Annotated in this window: 22 protein-coding genes and 1 pseudogene; 14 read left to right on the plus strand and 9 right to left on the minus strand. The window is 70.8% G+C overall.

The window, feature by feature from the left end; translation table 11 throughout:
- The first annotated feature begins 49 nt into the window (after positions 1–49).
- From ACIBK1_RS34945 to ACIBK1_RS34970, 6 genes are all read left to right on the plus strand, one after another.
- Positions 50–184 carry a hypothetical protein gene (locus tag ACIBK1_RS34945; protein WP_259402773.1) on the plus strand — a complete coding sequence of 45 codons (135 nt, stop codon included), beginning with the start codon at positions 50–52 and terminating at the stop codon, positions 182–184.
- An 88-nt stretch (positions 185–272) separates the two neighbouring features.
- On the plus strand, positions 273–1,793 hold the full coding sequence (locus tag ACIBK1_RS34950) for a radical SAM/SPASM domain-containing protein (RefSeq protein WP_363422342.1): 1,521 nt from the start codon (positions 273–275) through the stop codon (positions 1,791–1,793).
- Positions 1,748–2,665, plus strand: a complete 918-nt coding sequence (locus ACIBK1_RS34955; protein ID WP_156081173.1) for a methyltransferase domain-containing protein — start codon at positions 1,748–1,750, stop codon at positions 2,663–2,665. The genes ACIBK1_RS34950 and ACIBK1_RS34955 overlap by 46 nt, the downstream gene beginning before the upstream one ends.
- The gene (locus ACIBK1_RS34960; RefSeq protein WP_396739986.1) at positions 2,656–4,035 is read left to right on the plus strand and encodes a TldD/PmbA family protein; all 1,380 of its coding nucleotides are present in this window, start codon (positions 2,656–2,658) and stop codon (positions 4,033–4,035) included. The genes ACIBK1_RS34955 and ACIBK1_RS34960 overlap by 10 nt, the downstream gene beginning before the upstream one ends.
- Positions 4,019–5,359 (plus strand): metallopeptidase TldD-related protein, encoded by a 1,341-nt coding sequence (locus tag ACIBK1_RS34965; protein WP_396739988.1) that lies wholly within the window; start codon positions 4,019–4,021, stop codon positions 5,357–5,359. Before ACIBK1_RS34960 ends, ACIBK1_RS34965 begins: the two co-directional genes overlap by 17 nt.
- Before the next feature lie 15 nt (positions 5,360–5,374).
- On the plus strand, positions 5,375–6,610 hold the full coding sequence (locus ACIBK1_RS34970; protein WP_030511307.1) for an NAD(P)/FAD-dependent oxidoreductase: 1,236 nt from the start codon (positions 5,375–5,377) through the stop codon (positions 6,608–6,610).
- A 1,376-nt stretch (positions 6,611–7,986) separates the two neighbouring features.
- On the opposite strand, the gene pepN is transcribed toward ACIBK1_RS34970, so the two are convergent.
- Positions 7,987–10,419 (minus strand): aminopeptidase N, encoded by a 2,433-nt coding sequence (gene pepN / locus ACIBK1_RS34975; RefSeq protein ID WP_396739989.1) that lies wholly within the window; start codon positions 10,417–10,419, stop codon positions 7,987–7,989.
- A gap of 152 nt (positions 10,420–10,571) precedes the next feature.
- Between pepN and ACIBK1_RS34980 the strand changes: the two genes are divergently transcribed.
- Entirely contained in the window at positions 10,572–10,961 is a 390-nt protein-coding gene (locus ACIBK1_RS34980) for an ArsR/SmtB family transcription factor (protein WP_081903923.1), read from the plus strand.
- A 324-nt stretch (positions 10,962–11,285) separates the two neighbouring features.
- Positions 11,286–12,386 carry a GTP-binding protein gene (locus ACIBK1_RS34985; protein WP_396739991.1) on the plus strand — a complete coding sequence of 367 codons (1,101 nt, stop codon included), beginning with the start codon at positions 11,286–11,288 and terminating at the stop codon, positions 12,384–12,386.
- A 60-nt stretch (positions 12,387–12,446) separates the two neighbouring features.
- Here the strand turns inward: ACIBK1_RS34985 and ACIBK1_RS34990 are convergent, their stop codons facing one another.
- Complete coding sequence (locus tag ACIBK1_RS34990) at positions 12,447–13,802, minus strand: FAD-dependent oxidoreductase (protein WP_396739993.1); 1,356 nt, start codon at positions 13,800–13,802, stop codon at positions 12,447–12,449.
- A gap of 179 nt (positions 13,803–13,981) precedes the next feature.
- On the opposite strand from ACIBK1_RS34990, the gene ACIBK1_RS34995 reads away from it, so the two are divergent.
- On the plus strand, positions 13,982–14,347 hold the full coding sequence (locus ACIBK1_RS34995; RefSeq protein WP_396739995.1) for an ArsR/SmtB family transcription factor: 366 nt from the start codon (positions 13,982–13,984) through the stop codon (positions 14,345–14,347).
- An 82-nt stretch (positions 14,348–14,429) separates the two neighbouring features.
- Here the strand turns inward: ACIBK1_RS34995 and arsB are convergent, their stop codons facing one another.
- Together arsB and ACIBK1_RS35005 are read right to left on the minus strand one after the other, a co-directional pair.
- The gene (gene arsB / locus ACIBK1_RS35000) at positions 14,430–15,512 is read right to left on the minus strand and encodes an ACR3 family arsenite efflux transporter (protein WP_396739997.1); all 1,083 of its coding nucleotides are present in this window, start codon (positions 15,510–15,512) and stop codon (positions 14,430–14,432) included.
- Positions 15,509–15,823, minus strand: a complete 315-nt coding sequence (locus tag ACIBK1_RS35005) for an ArsR/SmtB family transcription factor (RefSeq protein WP_030511314.1) — start codon at positions 15,821–15,823, stop codon at positions 15,509–15,511. The genes arsB and ACIBK1_RS35005 overlap by 4 nt, the downstream gene beginning before the upstream one ends.
- Positions 15,824–15,985: 162 nt before the next feature.
- Here ACIBK1_RS35005 and ACIBK1_RS35010 point away from each other — a divergent pair, with 162 nt between their 5' ends.
- Entirely contained in the window at positions 15,986–16,408 is a 423-nt protein-coding gene (locus ACIBK1_RS35010) for an arsenate reductase ArsC (protein ID WP_030511315.1), read from the plus strand.
- A 128-nt stretch (positions 16,409–16,536) separates the two neighbouring features.
- Here ACIBK1_RS35010 and ACIBK1_RS35015 read toward each other — a convergent pair whose 3' ends face one another.
- On the minus strand, positions 16,537–17,118 hold the full coding sequence (locus ACIBK1_RS35015) for a hypothetical protein (protein WP_030511316.1): 582 nt from the start codon (positions 17,116–17,118) through the stop codon (positions 16,537–16,539).
- Positions 17,100–17,438: a PadR family transcriptional regulator gene (locus ACIBK1_RS35020; RefSeq protein WP_030511317.1), complete on the minus strand. Its 339-nt coding sequence runs from the start codon at positions 17,436–17,438 to the stop codon at positions 17,100–17,102. The genes ACIBK1_RS35015 and ACIBK1_RS35020 overlap by 19 nt, the downstream gene beginning before the upstream one ends.
- Before the next feature lie 87 nt (positions 17,439–17,525).
- Between ACIBK1_RS35020 and ACIBK1_RS35025 the strand changes: the two genes are divergently transcribed.
- Complete coding sequence (locus tag ACIBK1_RS35025) at positions 17,526–18,032, plus strand: DUF2306 domain-containing protein (RefSeq protein WP_030511318.1); 507 nt, start codon at positions 17,526–17,528, stop codon at positions 18,030–18,032.
- A gap of 171 nt (positions 18,033–18,203) precedes the next feature.
- Positions 18,204–18,472, plus strand: a pseudogene (locus ACIBK1_RS35030) (ISL3 family transposase); the annotation flags it as partial.
- Positions 18,473–18,820: 348 nt separating this feature from the next.
- Here the strand turns inward: ACIBK1_RS35030 and ACIBK1_RS35035 are convergent.
- The gene (locus ACIBK1_RS35035; protein ID WP_396740000.1) at positions 18,821–21,061 is read right to left on the minus strand and encodes a CBM35 domain-containing protein; all 2,241 of its coding nucleotides are present in this window, start codon (positions 21,059–21,061) and stop codon (positions 18,821–18,823) included.
- A 643-nt stretch (positions 21,062–21,704) separates the two neighbouring features.
- On the opposite strand from ACIBK1_RS35035, the gene ACIBK1_RS35040 reads away from it, so the two are divergent.
- Positions 21,705–21,875: a hypothetical protein gene (locus ACIBK1_RS35040; RefSeq protein WP_197042870.1), complete on the plus strand. Its 171-nt coding sequence runs from the start codon at positions 21,705–21,707 to the stop codon at positions 21,873–21,875.
- On the plus strand, positions 21,872–22,693 hold the full coding sequence (locus ACIBK1_RS35045; protein WP_396740002.1) for a CPBP family intramembrane glutamic endopeptidase: 822 nt from the start codon (positions 21,872–21,874) through the stop codon (positions 22,691–22,693). The genes ACIBK1_RS35040 and ACIBK1_RS35045 overlap by 4 nt, the downstream gene beginning before the upstream one ends.
- Here ACIBK1_RS35045 and pflA read toward each other — a convergent pair.
- Both pflA and ACIBK1_RS35055 read right to left on the minus strand, forming a co-directional pair.
- Positions 22,620–23,405 (minus strand): pyruvate formate-lyase-activating protein, encoded by a 786-nt coding sequence (gene pflA, locus ACIBK1_RS35050; protein ID WP_396740004.1) that lies wholly within the window; start codon positions 23,403–23,405, stop codon positions 22,620–22,622. The two genes, ACIBK1_RS35045 and pflA, sit on opposite strands and share 74 nt — an antisense overlap.
- A complete protein-coding gene (locus ACIBK1_RS35055) occupies positions 23,405–24,937 on the minus strand; it encodes a pyruvate formate lyase family protein (protein WP_449566894.1) in 1,533 nt (510 codons plus the stop codon). Before ACIBK1_RS35055 ends, pflA begins: the two co-directional genes overlap by 1 nt.
- Positions 24,938–25,033 lie beyond the last annotated feature (96 nt).

Here is a 25,033-nt window from a genome sequence, read left to right on the forward strand (position 1 = left end):
GAGCGGGCCGGAGAGCGCGGCAGAGATCACAGTGGAGGAGGTGATACCTATGATCGCCATTTCCATGATCGAGAACGCCGAAGTGTCCGAGAAGCAGACCGACTGCTGCACCGCCATGCGCGGCCGGAAGAACCTCGACGTCGTCACCAGCATCATGGCCAACGACCCCGACGGCTGCGAGTGACCGTGGCCGGCGGACCGTACGACACGGGTGTCCCCTGCCGCGCCCTCCACGTCCCGGCCCACCGGACACCGTTTCTGGGAGACACACCATGCTCGTGAGCCCGAACACCGTCACCTTCTCGGTGGAGCTCCCCGAGGGCACCCTGGACCCGGCCTATCTCGACGAGAGCGGCAAGGTGAGCGTCCTCGCCAACGCGGTGTCCGGATCGATGGACATCGTGACCCCCGCCGAGGTCGCCGTGCTCGAACGGGTCCGCGCCGGAGACGCCGCCGTCGACCGTGAGCTCGTGGCCGGCCTGCTGGAGCGCGGGTACGTCTGCACCGACCCGGTCGAGGAGGAGGCGCGCTACCGCGCCATCGTCGACGGCTACTTCCAGGCGATCCAGGAAGCGCCGTTCCAGTTCATGTTCATCCCGTCGTTCGTGTGCAACCTGGCGTGCCCGTACTGCTTCGAGGGCGAGCTGACCACCAGGAGCCCGCGCATGGACGAGGAGATGATCGAGGCCGCGTTCGACACCATCCCCGAGATCCAGGACCGGCACCAGAACTCCGGCCCGCCGTACATCACCCTGTTCGGCGGGGAACCGCTGCTGGACACGCCGTACCAGCGGGGCGCCGTCGAGCAGATCCTGCGCGGCTCGTACGACCGCGGCTACCCGGTCACCGCGATCACCAACGGCGTGGCGCTGGACGCGTACGTGCCGATGCTGCTCGAGTACGGCTGCGAGGAGGTCCAGGTCAGCCTGGACGGCACGCCGAGGACCCATGACACCCGGCGGGTGTTCCGCAACGGCAAGCCGACGTTCGAGCTCATCGAGCGCAGCATCGACGTGGCCGCGGAGGCCGGTATCCGCGTGCTGATCCGGGTGCTCGTCGACGAGGACAGCGTGGACGACATGCCGCGCTTCGCGGAGTTCGCGCAGGCCAAGGGGTGGCTCGACCACCCGAAGATCCGCCTGTTCAACGGTTTCACCAAGGCCACCACGTTCCTGTACGTCACCCCCGACCACCCCGAGGAGAAGCGCAAGCGCATGGTCAGGGGCGACGTCAAGGCCGGGCTCCAGGAGGCCTTCTGGCGCATGGTCCAGCAGAACCCCCTGGTGGACCGCATGCTGCAGCCCGACCTGGCCCGCATCAGGTCGGCCGTCCTGGAGGGCGACCGTCTGCGGCCCAACCTCCAGGGGTGCAGCGCAGGCACGAGCGTCGTCGCCTTCGACCCCAACGGCAAGATCTACGGCTGCCCGGAGACCGTGGGCCGTCCCCAGCACGCCTGCGGGACGTTCTACCCCGAGTTCAGCTACGCGGCCGGCTACCGGGATCCCTGGCGGCACCGCCACGTGGACACCGTGCCCATGTGCCGCGACTGCAACGTGAAGTTGTTCTGCGGGGGCGGCGGCTGCCCCATCAAGGCATGGGCGGCCAACGGCGGCGACTTCAACACCTGCTACTGCCCCAAGGTGTCCAGCATCACGACGCGTGTCGAGACCCAGCTGGCCTACCTGCTGCCCATGGCGCTGCGCCGGCAGCAGGAGCACGCGAACCGACCGGAAGGAGAAGAGGGAACGTGGGAGCAGATGACACGCGTGGGTTCGTTTCCCTGGATGAGCTGATCCGGCCGCGGACGTCGGTGGAGACGGTCGCCGAGCCGGACGCCTGCGGATGCGCGCCAGCGACCGCGGACCAGACGGCGGGCTGCTGCGCGGCCCCGGAAGCGGCCCCGGCCGACCAGGGTCCCGTTCCCGTCGAGACGCACGTCAAGAAGCGCTACGACGCGCTGGCGGTGCAGGGCACCAGCACGCTGTGCTGCTCTCCCACGTCGGTGTACACCCCGGAGGAGCTCGCCGAGATCCCCGACTGGGTCCTGGAGCTGTCCAGCGGCTGCGGCTCGCCCATGAACGCGATCGGCCTGCGCCCCGGGCAGACGGTCGTGGACTTCGGCTGCGGCGCCGGGCTGGATCTGCTGATCGCCGCGCGCCGGGTGGGTGAGACGGGCCGGGTCATCGGCGTCGACGCGTCGATGCAGATGGTCAGGACGGCTCGGCGCGCGGCCAAGGAGATGGGGCTCAGGAACATCGACGTACGGGTCGGCGACATCCGGCGCCCACCGGTGCGTGAGGCCAGCGTGGACGTGGTGATGAGCAACTGCGTCCTCGGCATGTTCCCCGACAAGAAGGAAGTGCTGCACGCGGTCGCGGCCGTCCTGCGCCCGGGAGGAGTGGCGGTGATCTCCGACGTCGTGTACTCCGACGACGGCCCGCCCCCGGCGGACGTGGCGGCCGGCGAGTCCGCCGGCGCGGAGGACTTCGCCCGGTGCGTGGTGGGCATGACCGAGAGCCAGTATCGAGACCTCGTGCTCGGCGCGGGCTTCGGCAGCGTGGACATGCGCAGCGACGGGCTCGTCCCCTACCGCGACGGCGCGCAGGTCACCAGTGCCATGATCTTCGCCTACCGGGACGACAGCCCCGCCCAACCGTGCTGCTGACCGGCGGCTCGCCCGCGCTCTTCCGGGACGCGGGCCTACGGGCGGACGACTACGCCGAGGTACGTCTCGAACGCGCCATGACCGTCGACCTGGTGTGGCGCGGCGACGGCCTGGAAAGCAGCGTGACCAGCCGTGACGAGGGGTGCTGTGCCCGCGTGCTCGGCCGGTCGGGGTCGGCGTTCGCGTCGGCCACCGGCATGGACGCCGGGCCGGTGCTGCGCAGGGCCGCGCGGGACGCCGTCGAGCTGGGGTGCGCGGCGGGACGTCTCGCCGCGCACCGCCCCTACCTGGACGACCGTCCCGGCGAGATCGGTGAGCTCGCGGAGACGGTCGGCCTGGCGGAGAAGACGGACCTGCTCGGCGCCTACCACGCGGCGGCGCTGGCCGCGCATCCCGGCGTGACCGGGGCGCTCGTCTACTACCGCGAGTCGGTCGCGGACGTGGAGCTGTTCACCAGCGAGGGGACCGGCGTCTCGTACCGGCGCAGGGACCTGACGCTGCAGATCACCGTCTACGCCGACGGCGGCGCCGCGAGGACCGCCGGCTCGGTGTCGGCCGGCAGCGGCGGCGACTTCTCCGTGGTGCGGGGCCTGGCCCCGGACCTGGAGGCCGCCGTCGCGACCGCGGTGGACCTGCGCGCCGCCCCCGTGGTGGCGCCGGGGGAGTACGACGTGGTCTGCGACGGCCCGCTGGCCGGCATCTGGGCCCACGAGACGATCGGGCATCTCGCCGAGGCCGACCACCACCTCGGGGACGCGCAGCTGCAACGGTCCCTGGCCCCCGGACGCCGGCTCGGCCCGTCCATGCTGACGATCACCGATCACCCCGGACGTCCCGGTGCGCGGGGATTCGTGCCGGTGGACGACGAGGGCACGGCGGGGTCCGCGGTGGAACTGCTGCGCGACGGCGTCGTCACCCGGCCCCGGCTGCACGACCGCTCCACCGCGGCGGCCTTCCGTGAGGACCCCACCGGCAACGCCAGAGCCCTGAACTTCCGCCACCCGCCGCTGCCCCGGCTGCGGACGATCGCCATCGCCCCCGGCGCCGCATCCGAGGAGGAGATGATCAGCGGTGTGGCGCGCGGGCTGCTGGCCCGCGGCGTGCTCGGCGGGCAGACCGACCGCGCCGGATTCACCTTCCTGCCGGCGGAGTGCCGGGAGATCCGCGACGGCGAGGTCCGCGGCCGGGTCAGAGGCGTGGTGCTGTCCGGTGACGTGCTCGGCGCCTTCGCGGCCATCGACGCGATCGGCCGTGAGCAATGGCGCGGCGACACCTCGGCGAGCTGCGGCAAGCAGGGCCAGAACGCGCTGCCGGTCAGCTCCTGGGCCCCCATGCTGCGATTGCGAGGCATACGTGTCACCTCTGGCTGACCGGCTGGAACAGGCCGGCGCGGAGGCCGCAGCCCGCGCCGATCACTGGGAGATCCTGGCCGTCGAGCGCGACGACACCGTGGTGGAGGTCGGCTCGGGCGTGCCCGACCTGGTCAGGTCCGCGCACGAGACGGCGCTGTGCCTGCGGGTGCACCGCAACGGCCGCGTGGGCACGGCCACCACGACCCGCCTCGACGACGTGCACGGCCTGGTCGGTGAGGCCGTGCGGAACGCGGCTCACGGGCCCCCGGCGCCTCGCGACCCGGTCATCGGGAGGAACGCCGCCCCTGAGGCCGCCGAGAGGCCCGCCGCGGATGAGGGCACCCGATCCGTACGGCTCCTGGCCGAGCAGCTGGGCGCGCTGCAACGCTCGGCCGGGCTGACCGTGCACGGCACGGTGACCAGGACGCAGCAGGCGGTGCACCGCGCGGCCCCGGACGGGCGGACCACGACCTCGGACCGGTTCTTCCACATCGCCGCTCTGGCGGAAGGCTCGGCCGTCCAGCTGCCCTGGACCGGCTGGACCCGGACGCCGGAGCTGCCCGCCGCGCTCTCCGCGTGGCTGGAGGCCGCGGCGGGATGGGACGGGCTGCCCGCCGCCGACGCGCCCTCCGGCGACCACGACGTGCTGCTCGCGCCGTCCGCGGTGCACACCCTGCTCACCCCGCTGGTCACCGCGCTGAACGGCACGGCCGTCACCGCGGGCCGTTCGTTCGTCGCCGGTCATCTGGGTGAGCCGTTCCTGCACCCCTCGATCGGCCTGCGCGACCATCCCTCGGAACCGGCCGCGCCGGACGACGAGGGCACCGGTGGGCTGGCCTGGCCGGGCAGCGACGACGACGGCGTGCCGTGCGCGCCCCTCACGCTGGTGGAGCGGGGCGTCCCGGTCCGGGCGTACCACAGCGTCCGTACGGCGGCCGCGTGCGGGACGGCGCCCACCGGGCACGGGTTCCGGGGCAACGCACTGCGCCGCACGGTGCTCAAGCCCGCCACGCCGGTGCTCAACGGCGCGACGCTGTCGGCGGGACCGGCCGACGCCGGGTCCTTCGACGACCTGCTGGCCGGCGTCCGCGCGGGGGTGCTCGTCGAGTCGCTGATGGGCGGGCACCAGCGCGCCGGCCTCTCACCGGTCGTCGAGGGCAGGCTGCGGCTCGGGTTCCTGATCAGGGACGGACGGGTGGCCGGGATCCTCCGGCAGCGACCGATCGCCCTGGACCTGCGTGAGGTGCTCGGCCACCGCTTCCGCGCGGTCAGCGACCGCCGGTGGGCCGTCAGCAGGATCTGGTCGGGCCGCCTGCCGTTCGTACTGGCCGGCGGGACATGACGTGAGGAGCGGCCGATGTATGACGTGATCGTGGTCGGCGGCGGCGTCACCGGGGCCGCGAGCGCCGCCCTGCTCGCCCGGGAGGGTCTGCGGGTCCTGGTATGCGACCGCACCAGACTGCCCGCCCCGGCCGTCTCCACCCACTTCTTCGGCCCCACGACGCTGTCCTTCCTGGACCGGCTCGGCGTGCTGGACGAGGTGCTCGCCACCGGCGCGCCACCGCTGCGGCGCTGGCACCTGGAGGTCGAGGGCGGCTACTACGGGGCGCCGATGCTGCCCCGCTCGCCGTACCACTACAACCTGTGCGTACGCCGGGAGACCCTCAGCGGGGTCCTGCTGCGCGCCGCGAGCCGGCACGGGGCCGAGATCAGGGAACGCAGCCCCGTGCGGTCCCTGCGCTGGGACGGTGACCAGGTCATCGGGATCGAGGGCGCGGGATGGTCGGAGAAGGCCAGGATCGTCGTGGGCGCGGACGGGCGGGGATCCGCGACCGCCCGTCAGGCCGGCGCGGCCACGACCTTCGACGCCGGAGCCATGCGCTGCACGTTCCACGCCTACTGGGAGGACGTCGTCCCGCTGCCCGCGCCCGCACTGGAGCTGTGGCACGACGACGGTCACGTGCTCCAGGTCGGCCCGTGCGACGGCGGGCGGTGGGTGATCATGGTGTCGGCACCCCTGGAGGAGTACGCGGCCCTCCGGGCAGGCGCGGGGGGAGACGGGGGATACGAGCGCCTGCTCCGGTCGATCCCCGCCATGGCGGACCGGTTGCGTGCGGCGCGGCGGGTCTCGCCCGTGTACGCGTCGAAGAGCCTGCGGAACTTCCACCGCGAGCCGGCGGGGCCGGGCTGGCGGCTCGCGGGCGACGCCTACTGCCACAAGGACCCGCTGTTCGGCGCGGGCATCACCGACGCCTGCGCGGCGGCGGAGACGCTCGCCGCCACGGTGCCGCTCGCGGTGGACGGCGACACTCCGCAGGCCCGGGAGAGCTACGCGACCACGCTGGACGAGCGCGTCGGGCGCAAGGTCCGCGCGGGTCTCGCGGGGCTGCGCATCGACCCGCCGGAGCCCGGCCAGCTCGCCTGGATCCGCGGTGTGCTGGCCCACCCCGGGCTGGCACTGGAGATGACCCGCCGCTGCTCGGAGCTGTTCGCCGGGCTCCCCGAGGACCGGCGCGACTTCTGGCAGAAGGTCGCCGACGGCGCCTCGGAGGTGCTCGGCCTGCCCCCGGCGGCCTCCGTGGACCCGTCGTGACCACCGTCCCCGGCTACCTGGCCGGTCATGTCGAGGATCTCGCGGCGCTGCAGGCCCGGGTCGCCCATGCCCGCTGGCTGGCCGCGACGGGACAGGGCGAGGACCACCCGGCGCTGCCGGAGGGCGGCCTCACCTGGCTGACCGACGGCCGGCTCGTCCTCCAGGCGCTGGAGCACGATGACCTGCACTACGCCGGGGAGCTAATCCTCTGGTACTTCCGCGTCCGGCTGACGGAGGCGACCGCGCGGCTGCGGCTGCTCCAGCGCACCGTCATCGCCGAGGTCGGCGGCAGGACGCTCACCCACGGGGAACTGGTCGCCCTCTCGCGGACCGTCACCGACGACCGGCGGCGCGCCGAGGTCCGGGCCGCTCTGGCGGACGTCGGAGAGCGGCTGCGCGAAGGGCGGCGGCGCTGGCTCGACGCGTACGCCGAGGCGCGGGCCGGGCTGGGCTTCCCGACGCACGCCGCGCTGGTGCGGGCGCTGCACCCGGAGGTGGACCGGTTCGTGGCCCACGCCCGGAACTGGCTGGACGCCACGCGGGCCGGGTTCCTCAAGCGATGGGATGGCTGGCGGGCTCGCGACGGGATCTCCATCCCGTCCCTGGGGGACGCCCGCCTCGTCGCCGCACGCGCCGTCCTGCCCGAGGGCGCCGGCGGCGCGCTCGACAGCGTCCGCTCCACCGTACGCGCGTGGGGTTTCGGCGGATGCCTGGAACGCATCGTCGTCGACGACGTCGCGCGGCCCGGCAAGTCGGGCACGGCGTTCTGCTCGCCGGTCGCGCCGCCGGTCGACGTGCGGGTGTCCACCATGCCGGGCACGACGCTGGGGCACCACGCCACGCTTCTGCACGAGTTCGGGCACGCGCTGCACTTCACCGCGGGCACCCGGCACCCCGCCGACCTGTGGCGCACGCACCCGGCGCTCACCGAGGCGTTCGGCTTCACCCTGGAACGGGTCGTCCGGCGGCCGGACTGGCAGCGGCGCCACCTCGGCGTGACGGTGGACGCCGAGTCCGTGGAACGCCTGGCCTTCGCGCGCGAGCACGTCCGCCGCCTGGTGGCAAGCAGCCTCTGCTACGAGATGGCCGTGCACGACGGCTGCCCGGACCCGGCCGCCGAGTACGCGCGCTCGCATGAGCGGGAGTTCGGCGTCGCGGTGGACCGAGGGGCCGCATGGGACCGGATGCAGACCTACCTGGAGGGCAAGCCCTGCTACCCGCTGGTGTATCACCAGGCGTTCATGCTGCGGGAGACGCTGTGGGACCACCTGGCCGGCCGGGCGGGGGAGCGGTGGTACGCGGGCCCGGACGCCGGGCCGGCCATGCGGGAGGTCTTCCGCGGGTTCGCGGCGGGCGACAGCGCGGAGGAGTGGCTGTCACCCGGCGGCGTCCCGCTCGGACAGGTCCACGGCGAGGGCGAGTTCGGCCCTGGCGGCGCCGGTCAGCCTGACGAACCGGTCATCGGAGGGCAGGCGGTCGATCAGTCCCAGCGTGCGCCGTGAGACCGGCCAGGAGGGGAACAACCGGACGGCGATCGTACGGGCCGGTTCCCGGTCTCCCGCGGCGGCCAGCAGCGGGGGGACGTCCCGCGCGTAACGCCGCGCGAACGGCGCGAGCAGGTGATGATGCGCGGGGTGGGTGAATCCGTCGGCCAGCGCGCGGACCTGCGCGACGCTCTCGCTGCCCAGCATGGTCGTCCACGCCCACTCCTTGGCCTCCGCGGTGGGCGCCGACGCCCTGAGCCGTTCGGCGAGCCGGTCTCCGACGGCGGTGAAGGCGCCGGTGACGTCCTCCAGGGGCTCGCCATGCGCGACCAGGGACCGGGCGAGCCTGCGGCGTAACGCGTCGTCCACATCGAACGGGGCCGCGCCGTAGAACCATTTCCGCACGGTGTCGACGTGGACGGCCGTCAGCGCCGCGTCCGCGACCGCTCGGGCCGCTGCCAGCCTCTGGTCCGCGTCTGTGCCGCCGTTCGTGTCGCCGTCGTGGGTGCTGACGACGTCCAGCAGGCGGTCCACGTACGAGGGCCAGCCGTGGGCGCGGGCCCAGCTCTGCTTGGTGTAGGCCGTCAGCACGGTGGCGACCCGGACGAGGAGCCGCTGGAACACGCCGATCTGCGTCTCGGCCGTAAGTCCGCCGAGGACCATCGTCAGGAACCACCGCGGCGGCAGCTCCCCGTGCCGGACCATGTCCCACGCGGCCGTCCAGCAGAGCGAGCGGGCCATGGGATCGGCCAGCCGGCCGATCCGGTGCACGATCTCCTCCGTCGAGCGCGGGTCCAGGACGATCCGGCAGTACGTCAGGTCGCCGTCGTTGGGCAGCACCAGCGCGCCGGACCGGCTGCCGACGAGCGCGTCGACGCCCGTGCGCGGGCCGTCGGCGTCGAGCTCGTGCCTCCGCACGCGGACCAGATCACCGTGCCGGTCCTCCGCGTAGACGCCCACGGCGAGACGGTGCGGCCTCGGCACTCCCTCCTGGACCAGGTCGAAACGCGTGAAGCACCCGGCCTCGTCGACGTCGAAGTCGGCCCGCACCTCGGTGAGCCCGGCCGTCAGCAGCCAGGCGTCCGTCCAGGCGGTCAGGTCCACGCCACCCGCCTTCTCCAGGGCGGCGAGCATCTCCGCCCGGCCGGCGGTGCCGTAGGGATGGTCCGCGAAGTAGCGCCGCATGCCCTCCAGGAACCCGTCGAGCCCCAGGCGGGCCACGAGCTGGCGCAGCACGCTCGCGCCCTTGTGGTAGGTCAGCGCGTCGAAGGCCGACCCGGCCGCGTCCACGTCGGGGACGCCGGTCACGACCGGGTGGGTGGAGGCCGACTGGTCCAGCAGGTACGCGTGCGCCTTCTTGCCGGCGGCGAAGTCGGCCCAGGCGTCGACATCGTCCGTGAGCCGGGTCAGCGCGTGGACGCCCGCCCAGGTGGCGAACGCCTCGCTCAGCCACAGGTCGTCCCACCAGCGCAGCGTGACGAGGTCGCCGAACCACTGGTGGGAGATCTCGTGGAAGATCATTTCGTTCCGGCGGCGGTGCGCGTACCGGGTCACCGCGCGGTCGAACACGAACGTCTCCGCGGCGAACACGCAGGCGGCGTTCTCCATGGCGCCGAAGTTGAACTCGGGGACGAAGCACAGGTCGAGCTTCCGGAACGGATAGGGCGTGCCGAACGCCTCGGCGAAGAACGACACCCCTGTCCCGAGCCGCTCCAGCAGCACGGCCGGGTCGAGGTGCGCCGCCAGAGAACGCCGGGAGTGCACCCCCAGGGGCACGGAGCCTCCCCGGTCCGCCGTCCACGACGCCCACGGGCCGGCCGCCACCGCCGCCACGTACGTGCTGATCGGCGGGGTGGGTGCGAACCTGTGGACGCCTGTCCCGGGCCGGTCGTCGAGCGGGGCGTTGGACAACACGGTCCATCCGTCCGGAGCAGTCACGCTGATCGCGAAGGGCGCCTTGAGGTCGGGCTGGTCGAAGCAGGCGAACACCCGGGGGGCGTGGCCGGGCTGCAGGTGGCTGTACACGTACACCTGCTGATCGGCCGGGTCCGTGTACCGGTGCAGGCCCTCGCCACTGGTGGAGAAGTCGTAGTCCGCTTCCACGGTCAGCTCGTTGCGGGCCGCCAGATCGGGCAGGAGGATCCGTCCGGCGCCGTCGTATTCGACCGGCCGCCCGTTGAGCACGGCGGAACGCATCCGCCGGGGCAGTGCGTCCACCCAACTGGAGGCGCCCGGCCGGGCACAGGTGAAGCGGACCGTGCTCCTGGATCGGAACACCGGCTCCTCGGTCCTGCTCAGATCGACGTGCAGGTTGTAGGACCGCACGCGCAGCAGGGCGCCACGCTCCGTCGCCTCTGCGTGGGTCAGCGGGGGGCGCGAGATGACGAGACCTCCTGCGAGGAAGGGTTGTCTAGACTCGTGGGTGATGCGGCCGGGTGACCCACGCCCGGGGCGCTGAGGGAGAGGACCCGATCGCCATGGCCGAGCACGACGAGCCTGTGCTGCTGCCGCATGAAGACCTTCCCGCGGTCGAGCCCGATGTGCCGCGCCCGGCGCGGGTGACGGAGCCGTTGACGCGGGAGCAGAGCATCGCCCTCGCCGCGGGCTTCAAGGCGCTCGGCGACCCCGTACGGCTGCGGTTGCTCTCCCTCGTCGCCTCTCACCTCGACGGCGAGGCGTGCGTGTGCGACCTCGTCGGGGCGTTCGACCTCACCCAGCCGACCATCAGCCATCACCTCAGGGTTCTCCGGGACGCCGGGCTCGTCACGTCGACTCGGCGGGGCACCTGGGTCTACTACCGGGTCGTGCCCGAGGCGCTCACCGCACTGACGGGCATCATCGCCCTGCCCTCCGTCGCCACGCGATAGGCGATCCGGCGGGCAGTCGGCCACCGATGCCGTCATTACGAAAATCACGCGTGATTAATTCCTTGAACGAATAGGCTCGCGGTAATCGTAGCATCTGTATTGATTTCCATCAATACCCCTTTCTGGTGCGACTTCGTGGCATTGTTAATCATTTGTTTCCTGGCGTCAAGGATCTTGACCTCGTTGAACAGACGCTGTTAGCTGGCTGCGGATGGCGGATCACTGACACCACCTCGACACCCTGTGACGCGAATACTCACTCGTGCCGTGCAATGCGGCGATATCTGTACGGAGCACCGTTACCAGAAGTGAGGCGAACGCCGGTTGATCACCTTCATGACCTTGAGCGGTTTTCTCGGGGCGGGCAAGACCACCACTCTCGTCGCGGTCGCGAAACATCTCCAGTCGCAGGGCCGCAGGGTCGCGGTCATCACCAACGACCAGGGCACAGAACTGGTGGACACCCAGCTCGCCAAGTCGGCGATCGCGGAGGCCGGCGAGGTCACGGGCGGATGTTTCTGCTGCCGGTTCGAAGACCTGCTGACCGTCGCGCAGCGCCTGGTCGACGGCCACCAGGTGGACACACTGCTCGCCGAGGCGGTGGGCAGTTGCACCGATCTGCAGGCCACCGTCATCCGGCCGCTCAGCGCTCACTACGGCGAACGTTTCGCGCCCGCCCCCCTCCTGGTCGTCGTCGAACCGGAAAGGCTCGACGCGCTCCGTACGTCGTTGCCGCTGGACGACACGGAGTCGGACATGTCCTACCTGTTCGGCAAGCAGTTACAGGAAGCCGACGTGATCGCGCTCAACAAGATCGACCTGCTCGGCGCGGCGGAGGCCGCCGCCGTCATCGCGGACCTGCGCGAGCGGTACCCCACCGCCACCGTGGTCGGCTACTCGGCGAAAACCGGCGAGGGGCTGGAGCAACTGGTGTCCCTCTGGCTGGGCTCGCAGCCCGCCGGACGCGGTCTCGACATCGACTACGACCGCTACGCCAACGCCGAGGCCGCGCTGGCGTGGCTGAACCTCAGCCTGGACGTGACGGCGGTGGAGGGCTTCGACCCGGACGCCTGGGCCCGTGCGCTGCTGGAGCACCTGTCCGCGACCGCCGCCCGCAACGGCTGGATGATCGGCCACGTGAAGGTCAGCCTCGAGTCCGCCGGCGACCTGAGCAAGGTGAGTGTGACCGCCGGCGGCGCCGAGCCGACCGTGGACGCCGCGGTGGGGAGGACGTTCACCGGTGCGGAGGCACGGCTCAACGCCCGCGTCGCGTGCGAGCCCGCCGAGCTCGACGCCGCGGTGGCCGAGGCGGTGAAGGTGGTGTCCGCCGCCACCGGCACATCGGCCGTGCAGAGCGCCGGCGTCCCTTCGTTCAAGCCCGGCTACCCGCGTCCCACCTACCGGATCCCCGCCGCGGCAGGGTGAGGTGAAGTCGGGGGGCGGCCTCGACACCGGTCACGCGAGCGTGAAGATCGGTCATTACGGTCAGCAGCCGCCGGAGGTGGGAGCGCCGATGCCGATCTGCAGAGTGGCCGGGGCGGCGCAGCAGCCGCCGGACGAGGAAGCCGCGTACTCGGGCTGGTCGAACAGGCCGGAGCCGCCGCACACCCCGGTCTCGGGCAGGACCAGTTCGACGCGTTCGGCGGCCTCTCGATCGCCGGCCAGGGCGGCGGCGACGGACCGGGTCTGCTCATAGCCGGTCATGGCCAGGAACGTCGGGGCGCGGCCGTAGGACTTCATGCCGACCAGGTAGATGCCCCGTTCGGGGTGGGACAGCTCGTGGACGCCGTGCGGATAGACGGTGCCGCAGGAATGCACGTTGGGGTCGATCAGCGGCGCCAGTGCGAGCGGGGCCTGCAGACGCTCGTCCAGGCCGAGGCGCACCTCGGACAGGAACGACAGGTCCGGGCGGAAGCCGGTCAGCACGACGACCTCATCGATCGGGTCGGTGCGGTGGCCGTCATCGGCGATGAGCACCAGGCGGTCGCTGTCATGCTCGATCGCGGTGGCGCGGAATCCGGTGACCGCCGTGGCGTGCCCCGCCTCGACGGCGGCCTTGGCGGCGAGCCCGAGGGCGCCGCGGGCGGGAAGCTGGTCGGCCTCGCCGCCGCCGAAGGTGCCCGCGCCGATGCCCCGCCGCAGAATCCAGACCGCGTGCGTGCCGGGCTCCTGCTCGGCCAGCTCGGCAAGGGCCGCCAGCGCGGTGAAGGCCGACGCGCCGGAGCCGAGCACCGCGGTGCGCCGGCCCGCGTACCGGGCGCGTACGGCCGGGTCGCGCAGGTCGGGGACGCGGTAGGAGATGCGATCGCTCGCGCTCTCCTCACCGATCGCGGGCAGCCCGTCGCCGCCGAGCGGGTTGGGGGTGGTCCAGGTGCCGGAGGCGTCGATGACCGCACGGGCACTGATGCGCTCTTCGCCGCCGTCGGCGGGGCGTACGTGCACGGTGAACGGCTGCTCGTCGCGGCCGGAGTCGACGACGCGGTCGCGTCCGGCCTTGGCCACGCCGGTGACAGTGGTGTTGTAGCGGACCTTGTCGCCGAGGGCGTCGGCGAGCGGCTGGAGGTACTGATCGGCCCAGTCTCCGCCGGTCGGGTACGTCGCCGCGTCCGGGCGGACCCAGCCGGTCGGGGCGAGCAGCTTTTCGGCGGCGGGGTCGACGACCTCGCCCCAGGTGGAGAACAGCCGCACGTGTGACCACTGCCGGACGGCGGATCCGGCCGCGGGGCCGGCCTCCAGCACCAGCGGGTCGAGTCCGCGTTCGATCAAATGGGCGGCGGCGGCGAGGCCGATAGGACCGGCTCCGATCACGACGACGGGCAGTTCTGCGGCGGGCGTGGTCACGGCGTCTCCTCTGATTCGACATTCGTCTATGAGTTGCGCGGCCAGCATGGCACCTGTTTCGATGACCGTCAACATAGACACTCATCAAATCAGGAAGAGGGTTCGTCACTGATGGCGAGGTGGTGGTGATGCTTGGGTTGGCCCTCACGCGTTGGTTCGATATATGTCAACATAGATGCATGTCGAATTCGCGGACGCTGCCGGTGCTGGAGTCCGAGGCCGTGGTGCCGTGCTGCCCGCCGCTGACCGAACGCACGCTCACGGCCGCAGAAGCCGAGCGGACGGCGGCGATGTTCAAGGCGCTCAGCGACCCGGTGCGGCTGCGCCTGTTCTCCGCGGTCGCCTCCGCGCCCGGCTGCGAGGCGTGCGTGTGCGACATCTCCGATGTCGGGGTGTCCCAGCCGACCGTCTCCCACCATTTGAAGAAGCTGAAGGAAGCCGGTTTGCTGGCCTCCGAGCGGCGGGGCACGTGGGTGTACTACCGGGTCGAGCCGAGCGTGCTGGCCGGGATGGGCCGGCTGCTGACCGGCGCCGCCCCCGCGTGAGAACCACAGCCTGGGCCCGTACGCGGCGGGGCTGCGCCGGACTTACCTGAGCGGCCCCCGTGCCGTCGACGGGGGAGTCCTGTCAGGCCGTGGCGGGGGCGAATCGGCGGCGCCAGGCGAGGGAGACGTAGACCAGCGCCACCAGCACGGGGACCTCGATCAGCGGTCCTACGACCCCCGACAGGGCCTGGCCGGAGGTGACGCCGAAGGTGGCGATGGCCACGGCGATCGCCAGCTCGAAGTTGTTGCCGGCCGCGGTGAAGGCCAGCGTGGCGGTCCGGTCGTACGACAGGCCCAGGGCCTTGCCGAGGGCGAAGGCGCCGAACCACATCAGCGCGAAGTAGGCCAGCAGCGGCAGCGCGATGCGGGCGACGTCGGCGGGTTCGGAGGTGATCGTCTTGCCCTGCAGGGCGAACAGGATCACGATCGTGAACAGCAGCCCGTACAGCGCGAAGGGGCCGATCTTCGGCAGGAACGCGCTCTCATACCGATCGCGGCCGAGCCGACGTTCGCCCAGGCGGCGGGTGAGGAATCCGGCCAGCAGCGGGATGCCGAGGAAGATGACGACGTTGAGAGCGATCTTCCATGCGGAGATGTCGAGGTGCTGCCCCTCGCCGAAGCCGAGCCAGCCGGGCAGCAGGTCGAGGTAGAACCAGCCGAGCAGGCCGAACGCCAGGACCTGGAACACGCTGTTGAGTGCCACAAGGACGGCGGCGGCCTCGCGGTCGCCGCAGGCCAGGTCGTTCCAGATGATGACCATGGCGATGCAGCGGGCAAGGCCGACGATGATCAGTCCGGTGCGGTACTCCGGCAGGTCCGGCAGGAAGATCCAGGCCAGGGCGAACATCACGGCCGGGCCGATGACCCAGTTGATGACGAGCGAGGAGACCATCAGGCGGCGGTCACCGGTGACGGCGTCCAGCTTGTCGTAGCGGACCTTGGCCAGCACCGGATACATCATGATCAGCAGGCCGAGGGCGATCGGCAGGGAGACGCCGCCGATCGCGACCTTCGACAGCACGTCGTTCAGTCCCGGGACGGCACGGCCGAGGCCCAGGCCCAGGCCCATGGCGACCAGGATCCACACCGCCAGGAACCGATCCAGCAGCGACAGCTTGCCCACCACGCCGCCGGGCGCGGCGTGGGCGGGCTCGGCGGCCGTCATGGGCAGGCCCTCTTCCTGTCGGCGGCGGCGGTGGCACGGGCGGTCTCGGCCAGTTCGGCGAACTGCCCGGCCAGAGCCGCGATGACGTCAGGCTTGAGCCGGTAGTAGGTGAACCGGCCGCACGGCTCGGTGTCCACCATCCCGGCGTCCCGCAGCACCTTCAGGTGGTTGGACAGGTTGGTCTGCCGCGCGCCGGTCTCGGCCACCAGGTGTGTGGTGCACAGCGTCTCCCGGGCGAGCAGGGTCACGATCTGCAGCCGCAGGGGATCGGCCAGCACCCGTAACAGATCAGTGTCGACTGACATCAGCATGTACTGATACTTTCACATCAGCCGGTGCTGATGTGAACCTGAGGCTTCGGCCGCCACCTCCTGCACGCCATCCGCGACGCGATCGACGCGCGAGTCGCCGACCTGCCCTGCCACCCTGCCCCGGGCCTGACCCGCACCACTATCGGTAAGAAGGAGAAGAAGATGCCCACGACCGCTCCTGTCGCGTCCGTTCTGTTCGTCTGCGTGCACAACGCCGGCCGCTCCCAGATGGCCGCCGGATTCCTCTCCCACCTGGCCGGCGACCGCATCGAGGTCCGCTCCGCCGGGTCGCTGCCCGCCGAGCAGGTCAACCCGGCCGCCGTGGCGGCGATGAAGGAGGTCGGCATCGACATCTCCGGCCAGATTCCCAAGGTGCTCACCCCCGAGGCGGTGCAGGCCTCCGACTACGTCATCACCATGGGCTGCGGGGATGCCTGTCCGATTTTCCCAGGCAAGAAGTACCTCGATTGGACCCTGGACGACCCCGCCGGCAAGGGCGTCGAGGCCGTCCGCCCGATCCGGGACGAGATCAAAACCCGCATCCAGGCTCTGATCACCGAGATCGACGCGCAGCAAGAAAGCTGATCCCGCCGCTCTTACCGCCTCTGCCCGGGGCGTCCTCGCGCGGGCGTACTCCCGGTCGGCGGCGGCGCCTCGTCGCGACCCTCCTGCCAGGCGGGCAGCCCCCCCGGCGAGACGACACCGCGGCATAGTCATAGGCGTGTGATCAGCGTGGGGACAGCTCGCACCGCCAGCATGATCCTCGCGACGCTGCCGGTCAGCGCCACGAGCAGCAACAAGGACGGCGGCGGCACAAGCGTGACGACCATGCCCAGCATGAGCGTGTCCACGACAGCGACGGTTGCCGCGCCGCCCAGGGCGGCCAGCCGTACGGTGCGGTAGCGCCGCTGTTCCCGGAGGGCGGTCACGAGCATGAGCACGACCGAGCCGAGCAGGAGACCGAAGGCCAGGCGTAAGGGCAGCGGGATCGCCGAGGTCCAGCCGTTGGCGGTGACGAGAGTGGCTCCCCAGCCCAGTCCGACGATCGGTCCGGCCACGAGCAGCGTGATTGCGGCGTGCCTGGCCGGTGAGGCGCGAATGAAGGCGGCGGTGACGGTGTCGGCGTCGCCGAAGTCCGCCAGGGCGGCCTGGGCTGCCGCGTCCGGATCGCCGAGCCGCTCCATCTGGTCGTCGTAGGACGCCAAGAGGCCGTCGGCGAGTTCGTCGACCACGGGGTCGGGCAGCCGTTCGGCAAGCGTCCGCAGGTGGCGTTCGATCAGTTCGTGGCCGGCCACGGTCCACCACCCAGCGCTGCGGACATGACCGCGGCGAACTCCTGCCAGTGGTCGCGTGCTCCCGCCAAAGAGCGTCGCCCCTGCTCGGTCAGCTCATAAGTGCGCCGTCTGCGACCGCCCACCACCGACCAGCTTCCCTTGATCAGGCCCGCGCGCTCCAGTCGGTGCAGCGCCGGATAAACAGTGCCGGTGGGCAGATCGAGCTTGCCGCCCGTGGCGTCACACAGCGCTTCCTTCACCGCATAGCCGTGCTGCGGTCCGTCCTCCAGCGTGGCGAGCAGGAGACCGTCCAGGTGTCCTTTCAGTGCTTCCGCCCTCATAGGTAGTAACGCTATATCTGCTCTTCCTGGATGCCAAGACCCGGAGTAGCGTTGCTACATGTAGGAACACTACGTATTGGAGATGCGATGGACCACATCGACATCCTGGGCACTCCGATCCCCAACGCGGGACCGGTCTTCTTCGCCGCACTCGCCATCCACGTCACTGCCGGGATCACCTGCGTGAGCTGCGGCGCGATCGCCGCACTGACGCGCAAGGAAAGCCCACTGCACCGGCGATTCGGCCGCGTCTACCTGTGGGCGTGGGCCGTCGTCTACCTCACCCTGACCGTCATGTCGGCGATCCGCTGGCGGGAGAACGTCCACCTGTTCGTCATCGGCACCCTTGGCTTCGCCGCCGCGCTGACGGGCTACGCCAACCGGCGGCGCCGGCCCGACCTCCACATCCTCGCAATGGGCGCGTCCTACGTGCTGGTGTTGACCGGCTTCTACGTCGACAACGGCCCCCACCTGCCGCTCTGGGACAGGCTCCCCACCGTTGCCTACTGGTTGCTCCCGGCCCTGATCGGCTTCCCCTTGATCGCGCGCGCGATCGCCCGCAGGCGCCATGGGCGCGCGCCGGCACAAGCGTGATCACCGGGGATGGGGCCTCGAAGCATTCGCCGGCCCGGCGGTAGGACAGGCGGGCCCGCCCGGAGCTCGGGCCGAGGGCGGCGGGCGGCGCGGCAGGCCGGCACCGTGTTCCTGCAGGAACTCGTGGGAGCGTACCCCGAACTTCCCGAACTTCCCGAACTCCCCGAACTCCCCGAGCTGGCCCGCTTGGCCCGCCTGGCCCGTGCCTTCGCCGAACTCCTGTCCCCGGCCGCGGGCAACGACACCAGGCTCACCGCCTAGCTCACCGACAGCCGGCCGCCAACCTGCCCTACCTGCACGGCTTCGCCGGCGGTTTCGAGCTCGACCGCGAGGCGGTGAACGCCGCCATCACCGTGCCGCATCACAACGGCCGGACCGAAGGCGTCGACACGCGAACGAGGCGAATGATGCGGCAGATGCACGGCCGGGCCGTAATCTGACGATCTCCGTGCCGTCGAAGACCACCGAGCCGTCGTCCGGCCGCTGCAGGCCGAGACACAGCGGGCCAGCGTGCTCTTCCCGCTGCCTGACTCACTGACCAGCCCGTGGGTATGGCCGCGCCGTAGGGACAGGTCGACGCCGCACAGCGCGTGCACGCGTTTGCGCCGCGGTGGTGGCGGCAGCACCGATGCCGATCTGCAGGGTGGCCGGGGCGGCGCAGCAACCGCCATCCCGGGGCGGTTCTCTCATGTATCCGGAGCGTCGAAGCGGCAGCCCCATCCGGCACCGATGTCGCTGGGTGCCGGACGGGGCTGCCTGAAGATACGACCGAGAATGCAGTCCTTGCGCTACTTGGCGGCGACCATGTGGTCGAGGTTGAACCACCCGGTGTCACCGGAACCGTAGCTGACGCTGATCGTGTTGATGCCCGCCACCAACTGCACCGGAATGGTCGCGTCGGCCCAGGTGTTCCAGCTCCCGGTGAGCGGAAGTGCAATCTGGTGACGGTCTCCGCCGTTTACCGACACCGATGCGCTCCGGGTGCCGGCCGGACCGTCAGGGCCGGCCGAGTAGCGGAGGTCCAGTGAGTACGTGCCCGCATCCTGGGCGACGATCTGCTCAGTCACGCTCGGCCCCCGTGCGGTGAAGCACGCGACGAAGCCCGATCCCGTATACCCGGGATGGTCCGTGGCCAGGCATGCTCCGCCGGACAGAGCTCCATCCTCAGCCTCGCAGACGTCCCCGACCTCACAGTGCAGCAACGCGTCGACGGAGTTCTTCACGGAGATGTCCTGTCCTTCCGACTTCGCCGTAGCGACCGCCGTGAACCGGTAGTTGCCTCGGGGCAGATCGGCGGAGGTCGTCATCGTGTACCGCACGACAGCGCTCTGACCGGAGGCCAGCTTGGGCACGCCTGGGCACGCCGGCGCGTGACCGTCCGCGCAGGTGATGGTGAATCCGGGGGCCGGCTCGCCGTCCGGGGTGTAGGCGGCGAGACTCGTCCGGACGTCGCGATCCATCTGCCCACCGCCGTTGGTGAACGTCACCGGGACCGTGTAGGTGCTCCCGGGCTGCACGGCGGTCGGGGCGTCGAGAGAGATCGCCTGTGGTTCGGTCCAGGACAGATAGACGCCGTAGGCGTCGTGCCGCGACTCGAAGTCGAACGGCACTGTGATGGCATCGTTCTCGACCTTGACGTCCTGGCTGAGGACGACCTGGCGCGTGTACAGGGGTGCCTGGTCAGGGATCCTGTAGACAGTGGCGTGCACGAGGCCGTCGCGGACCAGCCACGGCGTCGAGGACAGCCCCTTGAAGGTAACGGCCATCGGCCCGACGTATGCGCCCTGGATGTCACCGAGCAGCGCCACAGCGCGCTTCTTCGCGGGGTCCGCGGACGCGGAAATCGCGGTCGACCCGACTTGTTCGGAGGTGGAGACCAGCGTGCCGGTCAGGTCGGCATAGGTGCGCATCGCCCACCAGTTTCCGTTGGCCGCCCATCCGCTCGGGGTCTTGGTGAGCAGCCCGGTCAGGTTCGGAATGACGCAGCAGCTCCAGTTTCCGCGCATGGCGTTGGCATAGTTCGACTGAGCCAGCCGGGCGTTGTACCAGGCGGTATCTCCAGCGGTCTGGCGATCCGCGGGCTGGTACTCGTTGGCCGAGAGGGGCCGTTGGGCGATCCCGTTGGCGTCGAGTGCGTCCGATAGGGACTTGCCGACGGTGACCGGGTCGTCCACGGTCCCCTCGTCGTGGTTGGTGATCTCGTCCGGGACAGTGTTCGCGGCCTTGACGTGGGCCAGGAAGGCCTGCCATTCCTCGGGGCGTCGCTCAGGGGTGTAGGCGAACGACGGGCCGGCGATTGTCGCGGCCGGGGCGATGCGCCGGATCTCGCGGTAGGCGCTGTCCCACATCTGGAAGTACTGTTCCGTGTTGACGCCCGGTCTCCAGAAAATGCTGAGGTCGGGCTCGTTCCAGATCTCGTAGGTGAACTTCTGGCCGGAAGCCTGGAGCTTGGACACAGTCGCGTCGATGAACGTGATCCAGTTGCTGCAGTCGCCGTTGGTGCACGGCCACAGCGTGTTCGCCGGAGCCCCGCCGGTCGAACCGAACACATCACTGAGCAGGACCTGGTACTCGACCTTATGACGGGGCGGGCGCTGTAGACGCTTCGCCTCGGCGATGACCGCATCGATGTTGGCTTGGGTGCCCGGTCCGAAGGTGTACTTGTCCTTGATCCAGCCGCCCGCATACCAGCCGCCGCTGCGGAAGGCGTTGATCTTCAGCGGTTCGAGGAATTCGTCGGACGGTTGTAACCCGTCCTGCGTGATGCCGTAGAGAATGCCAAGACCCACCCCCTCAGACCGCTTCGTCTTCGCGGACAGATCGACGCTCAGCTCTTTCACGCCGGCAGAGCTGACGTTCGGGTCTGCCGCGGCGGGCTGCTGGCCGCTGACCAGCAAGGCAGCGGTGGCGAACAGTGTTCCGAGGACTGCGAGTCCCTTTTTGCCGTTCAGGCCCCGGCCCTGGCCGGGTGCCGCAGCTGTACCGTCGGGACGCCCAATGGTGACTAAGCGTTTCGGATGAGCTGACATTCTTCCTTCTTTCGCGGACGAGTCGACCCATGTCGCGGCCACGGGGTCGCGGTCAGCGCGAGTGCGGAGGCGATGACGGCGTGCGCCGCGATCCTGCGTGCCCGCCGAGACAAGGGTGTGACCATGCGCCTTCCCGTCGGGGGGTGCGGCCGGGTCGAATCGATTCGGCGAACCGATTCGACTTGACCATAAGCGTGTGCCGACGGGATGGTCAAGAGCCGGAAATATCCGTGATACACCTTCGCCGCGCCGCCGTCACGCGGCCCCGTGGACCCAAGAGCCGCGCGGGTCCTGGGGACCAGTGCTGTTGTTCGAGGAGGACCCGACGGGGGAGGAGCGTAGCCGTCCCCGAAACGCCTCTATCATCGGCGTCGATGCGCAACACGTGACCGAAAACCACGACCCACCGCTCACCTCCGCCGCCGCTCCGCTGAGCCGGTCGCCGTGGCTACGGTCCCGGCCATCGCGCCCAGGCCGGCTTCACGCGACCGGTCGCCCGTGCGACCTGCATGGCCGTGCACGCCTGCCGTGCCGATGATGTCTGCCCATATTCGGTCGACGCAGCACGTCGAACCGGTTCGATTTCGATCACGCTGGTCGGGATGGGCGTAGGAGGGGGCGGGCAGGAGGAGTTGAGAATGAGGTGAGGCTCCCGGTAAGACAGCAGGTGGCCGCCGATCTGCGGATCAGCGACCAGACCATCGACAACTGGCGCAGGCAACAGCGCATCGACGCAGGATTGGAGCCCGGCATCACCTCCAGGGACCGGCCGAGCCGGTGGCCGCCCGGCGCCGGATCGAGGAGCGGCGTGTGAGCGGGTGGACGGAGTCGCGCCACAGGTCGCCCGTGCGGCTGATCGCGTTGACCTTCGCCTTGTCCGTGCCCTTCTGGCTGGCCGGTGTCATGGCCGGCCGCCTGTCGCAGACCCTGCCCGTGAGCGCGCTGATGGCGTGTTGCCCCTTGCTGGCGGCGGTGCTGCTGATCCGCCGGCATGAGCCGCGCGGCGCCGTGAAGCGGCTGCTGCGGCGCGTCGTGGACTGGCGTGCCGCTCCCCGCACCGGCCGCTGGTTCGCACTCGCGATCGCGCTGCCCCTGGGCGTGATGGCCGGCTCCTACGCCGTGACGGTCCTGCTGGGCCGGTCACTGCCCGAGCCGCGGATTTCGCTGATCGAGGTCCCACTGCTGTTCGCCGTGTTCCTCGTCGCCGCCGCCTGCGAGGAGGCGGGATGGACGGCGTACGCCACCGATCCGCTGTCCACCCGCTGGAGCCTGCCGGTCACCGGTGTCATCCTCGGGGTGACATGGGCGGTCTGGCACCTGATCCCGTACGCACAGGCCGGCCACGGCCCGCTGTGGATAGCGGGCCAGTGCCTGTACACGGTGGCCCTGCGGGTCGTCATCGTCTGGCTCTACCTGCGCAGCGCGAGCGTGCTCGCCGCGGTCGTCTGCCACGCCGCCTCCAACGTCGGCTGGTCCCTGTTCCCCGACCACGGATCGCACTACGACCCGGTCGTCACCGGAGGCATCGCCACGGGGGTGGCCCTGCTGGTGGTGATGGTCAGACGCTGCGGACGCCGTGGGCGGCGAATTGGGCGTGTACGCGTTCCAGGAGGGCCCTGTCCGGGGGCTTGACGTCGGCCAGAGGGAAGGTGAGCCCGAGCCGGGCGTACTTGCCGGCGGCCATGCGATGGAAGGGCAGCACGTCGACCCGCTCGACGTTGCCGAGCGTCGCGACGAACCGGGCCAGGCCGTCCACGTTCTCCACGGCGTCGGTGTGGCCGGGAACCAGGACGAACCGCACCCAGACCGGGCGGCCCAGATCGGCCAATCGGCGAGCGAAGCGCAGGGTCGGCTCCAGACGCGCCCCGGTCAGCCGCCGATAGCCCCGCGGATCCCACGACTTGATGTCGAGCAACACGAGGTCGGTGGCGGCCAGCAGCGCGTCGCTCGCGCGGTCCCCGAGGTAGCCGGAGGTGTCCAGCGCGGTGTGCAGGCCACTGTCATGACAGCGGCGCAACAGCTCGCCGGTGAAGCGGGGCTGCAGCAGCGGCTCGCCACCGCTGACCGTCACCCCGCCGCCGGCGACCGAGATGAACCGCCGGTAACGGTCCACCTCGGTCATCACCTCGTCCACGGTGACCCGGCGGCCATCGCGCATCCGCCAGGTCTCCGGGTTGTGGCAGTACAGGCAGCGCAGCGGGCAGCCACAGGTGAACACCACGAAGCGGGTGCCGGGTCCGTCCACGCCGACCGACAGGTCCCACGACTCGATGACGCCGGTGCCGGCCGCGGGCTCCGTCTGGCAGAGCTCGGCGGCGGCGTCGCGCAGCAGGGGCTCGCGCATCACAGCCGCCCGTGGAAGGTGCGGTCGATCACGTCCTGCTGCTGCTCGCGGGTCAGCCGGACGAAGTTGACGGCATAGCCGGAGACCCGGATGGTGAGCTGCGGGTACTTCTCGGGGTGGTCCATCGCGTCGATCAGCGTGGCCCGGTCGAGCACGTTGACGTTCATGTGGAAGCCGCCCGCCTCGAAGTAGCCGTCGAGCACGCCCACGAGGTCGGCGACCCGGTCCTCGGCCGTGCGGCCCAGCCCGTCCGGGGTCACGGTGCTGGTCAGCGAGATGCCGTCCTGCGCCTGGTCGTAGGGGAGCTTGGCCACCGACAGCGCCGAGGCGACCAGGCCGTGCCGGTCGCGGCCGTTCATCGGGTTGGCGCCGGGGGCGAACGGCGTCCCGGCCCTGCGCCCGTCGGGCGTGTTGCCGGTGTGCTTGCCGTACACCACGTTGGAGGTGATGGTGAGCACCGACTGGGTGTGCTCGGCGTCGCGGTAGGACGGGTTGCGGCGGATCTTGTCCATGAACGACCTGACGAGGTCGGCGGCGATGGCGTCGGCGCGGTCGTCGTTGTTCCCGTACGCCGGGTAGTCGCCCTCGACCACATAGTCCACGGCGAGCCCGGTCACGTCGCGGAGCACCCGGACCGTCGCGTGCTTGACGGCCGACAGGCTGTCGGCGGCCACCGACAGGCCGGCGATCCCGCAGGCGAGCGTGCGCGTGACGGGGTAGTCGTGCAGCGCCATCTCGATGCGCTCGTAGGCGTACTTGTCGTGCATGTAGTGGATGACATTCAGCGCGTTCACGTATGTCTTCGCGAGCCAGTCCATCATCCGGTCGAAGGCCGCCGCGACCTCCTCGTAGTCGAGCACGTCGCCGGTCAGCGCGGGGTAGGCGGGGCCGACCTGCTCGCCGCTGATCTCGTCTCGGCCGCCGTTGATCGCGTACAGCAGGGCCTTGGCGAGGTTGACCCGGGCGCCGAAGAACTGCATCTGCTTTCCAACGGGGGCGGCCGACACGCAGCAGGCGATGGCGGTGTCGTCACCGTGCCGCGGTCGCATCAGCTCGTCGCTCTCGTACTGGATCGAGCTGGTCTCGATGGACAGACGGGCGCAGAAGCGCTTGAACGGCTGGGGCAGCCGCGACGACCAGAAGACCGTCAGGTTCGGCTCCGGGGCCGGACCGAGGTTGCGCAGCGTCTGCAGGTAGCGGTAGCTGGTGCGGGTGACCAGCGGCCTGCCGTCCGCGCCGAGGCCGCCGATCGACTCGGTCACCCAGGTCGGGTCGCCGGAGAAGAGCTGGTCGTACTCGGGGGTGCGCAGGAATCGGACGATGCGCAGCTTGATGACGAAGTCGTCGACCAGCTCCTGCGCCTCCTGCTCGGTGAGCCGTCCCTCGGCGAGGTCCCGCTCCAGGTAGACGTCCACGAACGTGGAGGTGCGGCCGAGGGACATGGCCGCGCCGTTCTGCTCCTTGACCGCGGCGAGATAGGCGAAGTAGAGCCACTGGACGGCCTCGCGCGCGGTGGCCGCGGGCCGGGAGATGTCGTGGACCGTAGGAGGCGGCCATCCGCTTCAGTTCGTCGAGGGCGCGCAGCTGCTCGGCCAGCTCCTCCCGGTCGCGGATGACCGCATCGGTGG

Source organism: Microbispora rosea (assembly GCF_044460045.1).
Lineage (GTDB): Bacteria > Actinomycetota > Actinomycetes > Streptosporangiales > Streptosporangiaceae > Microbispora > Microbispora rosea.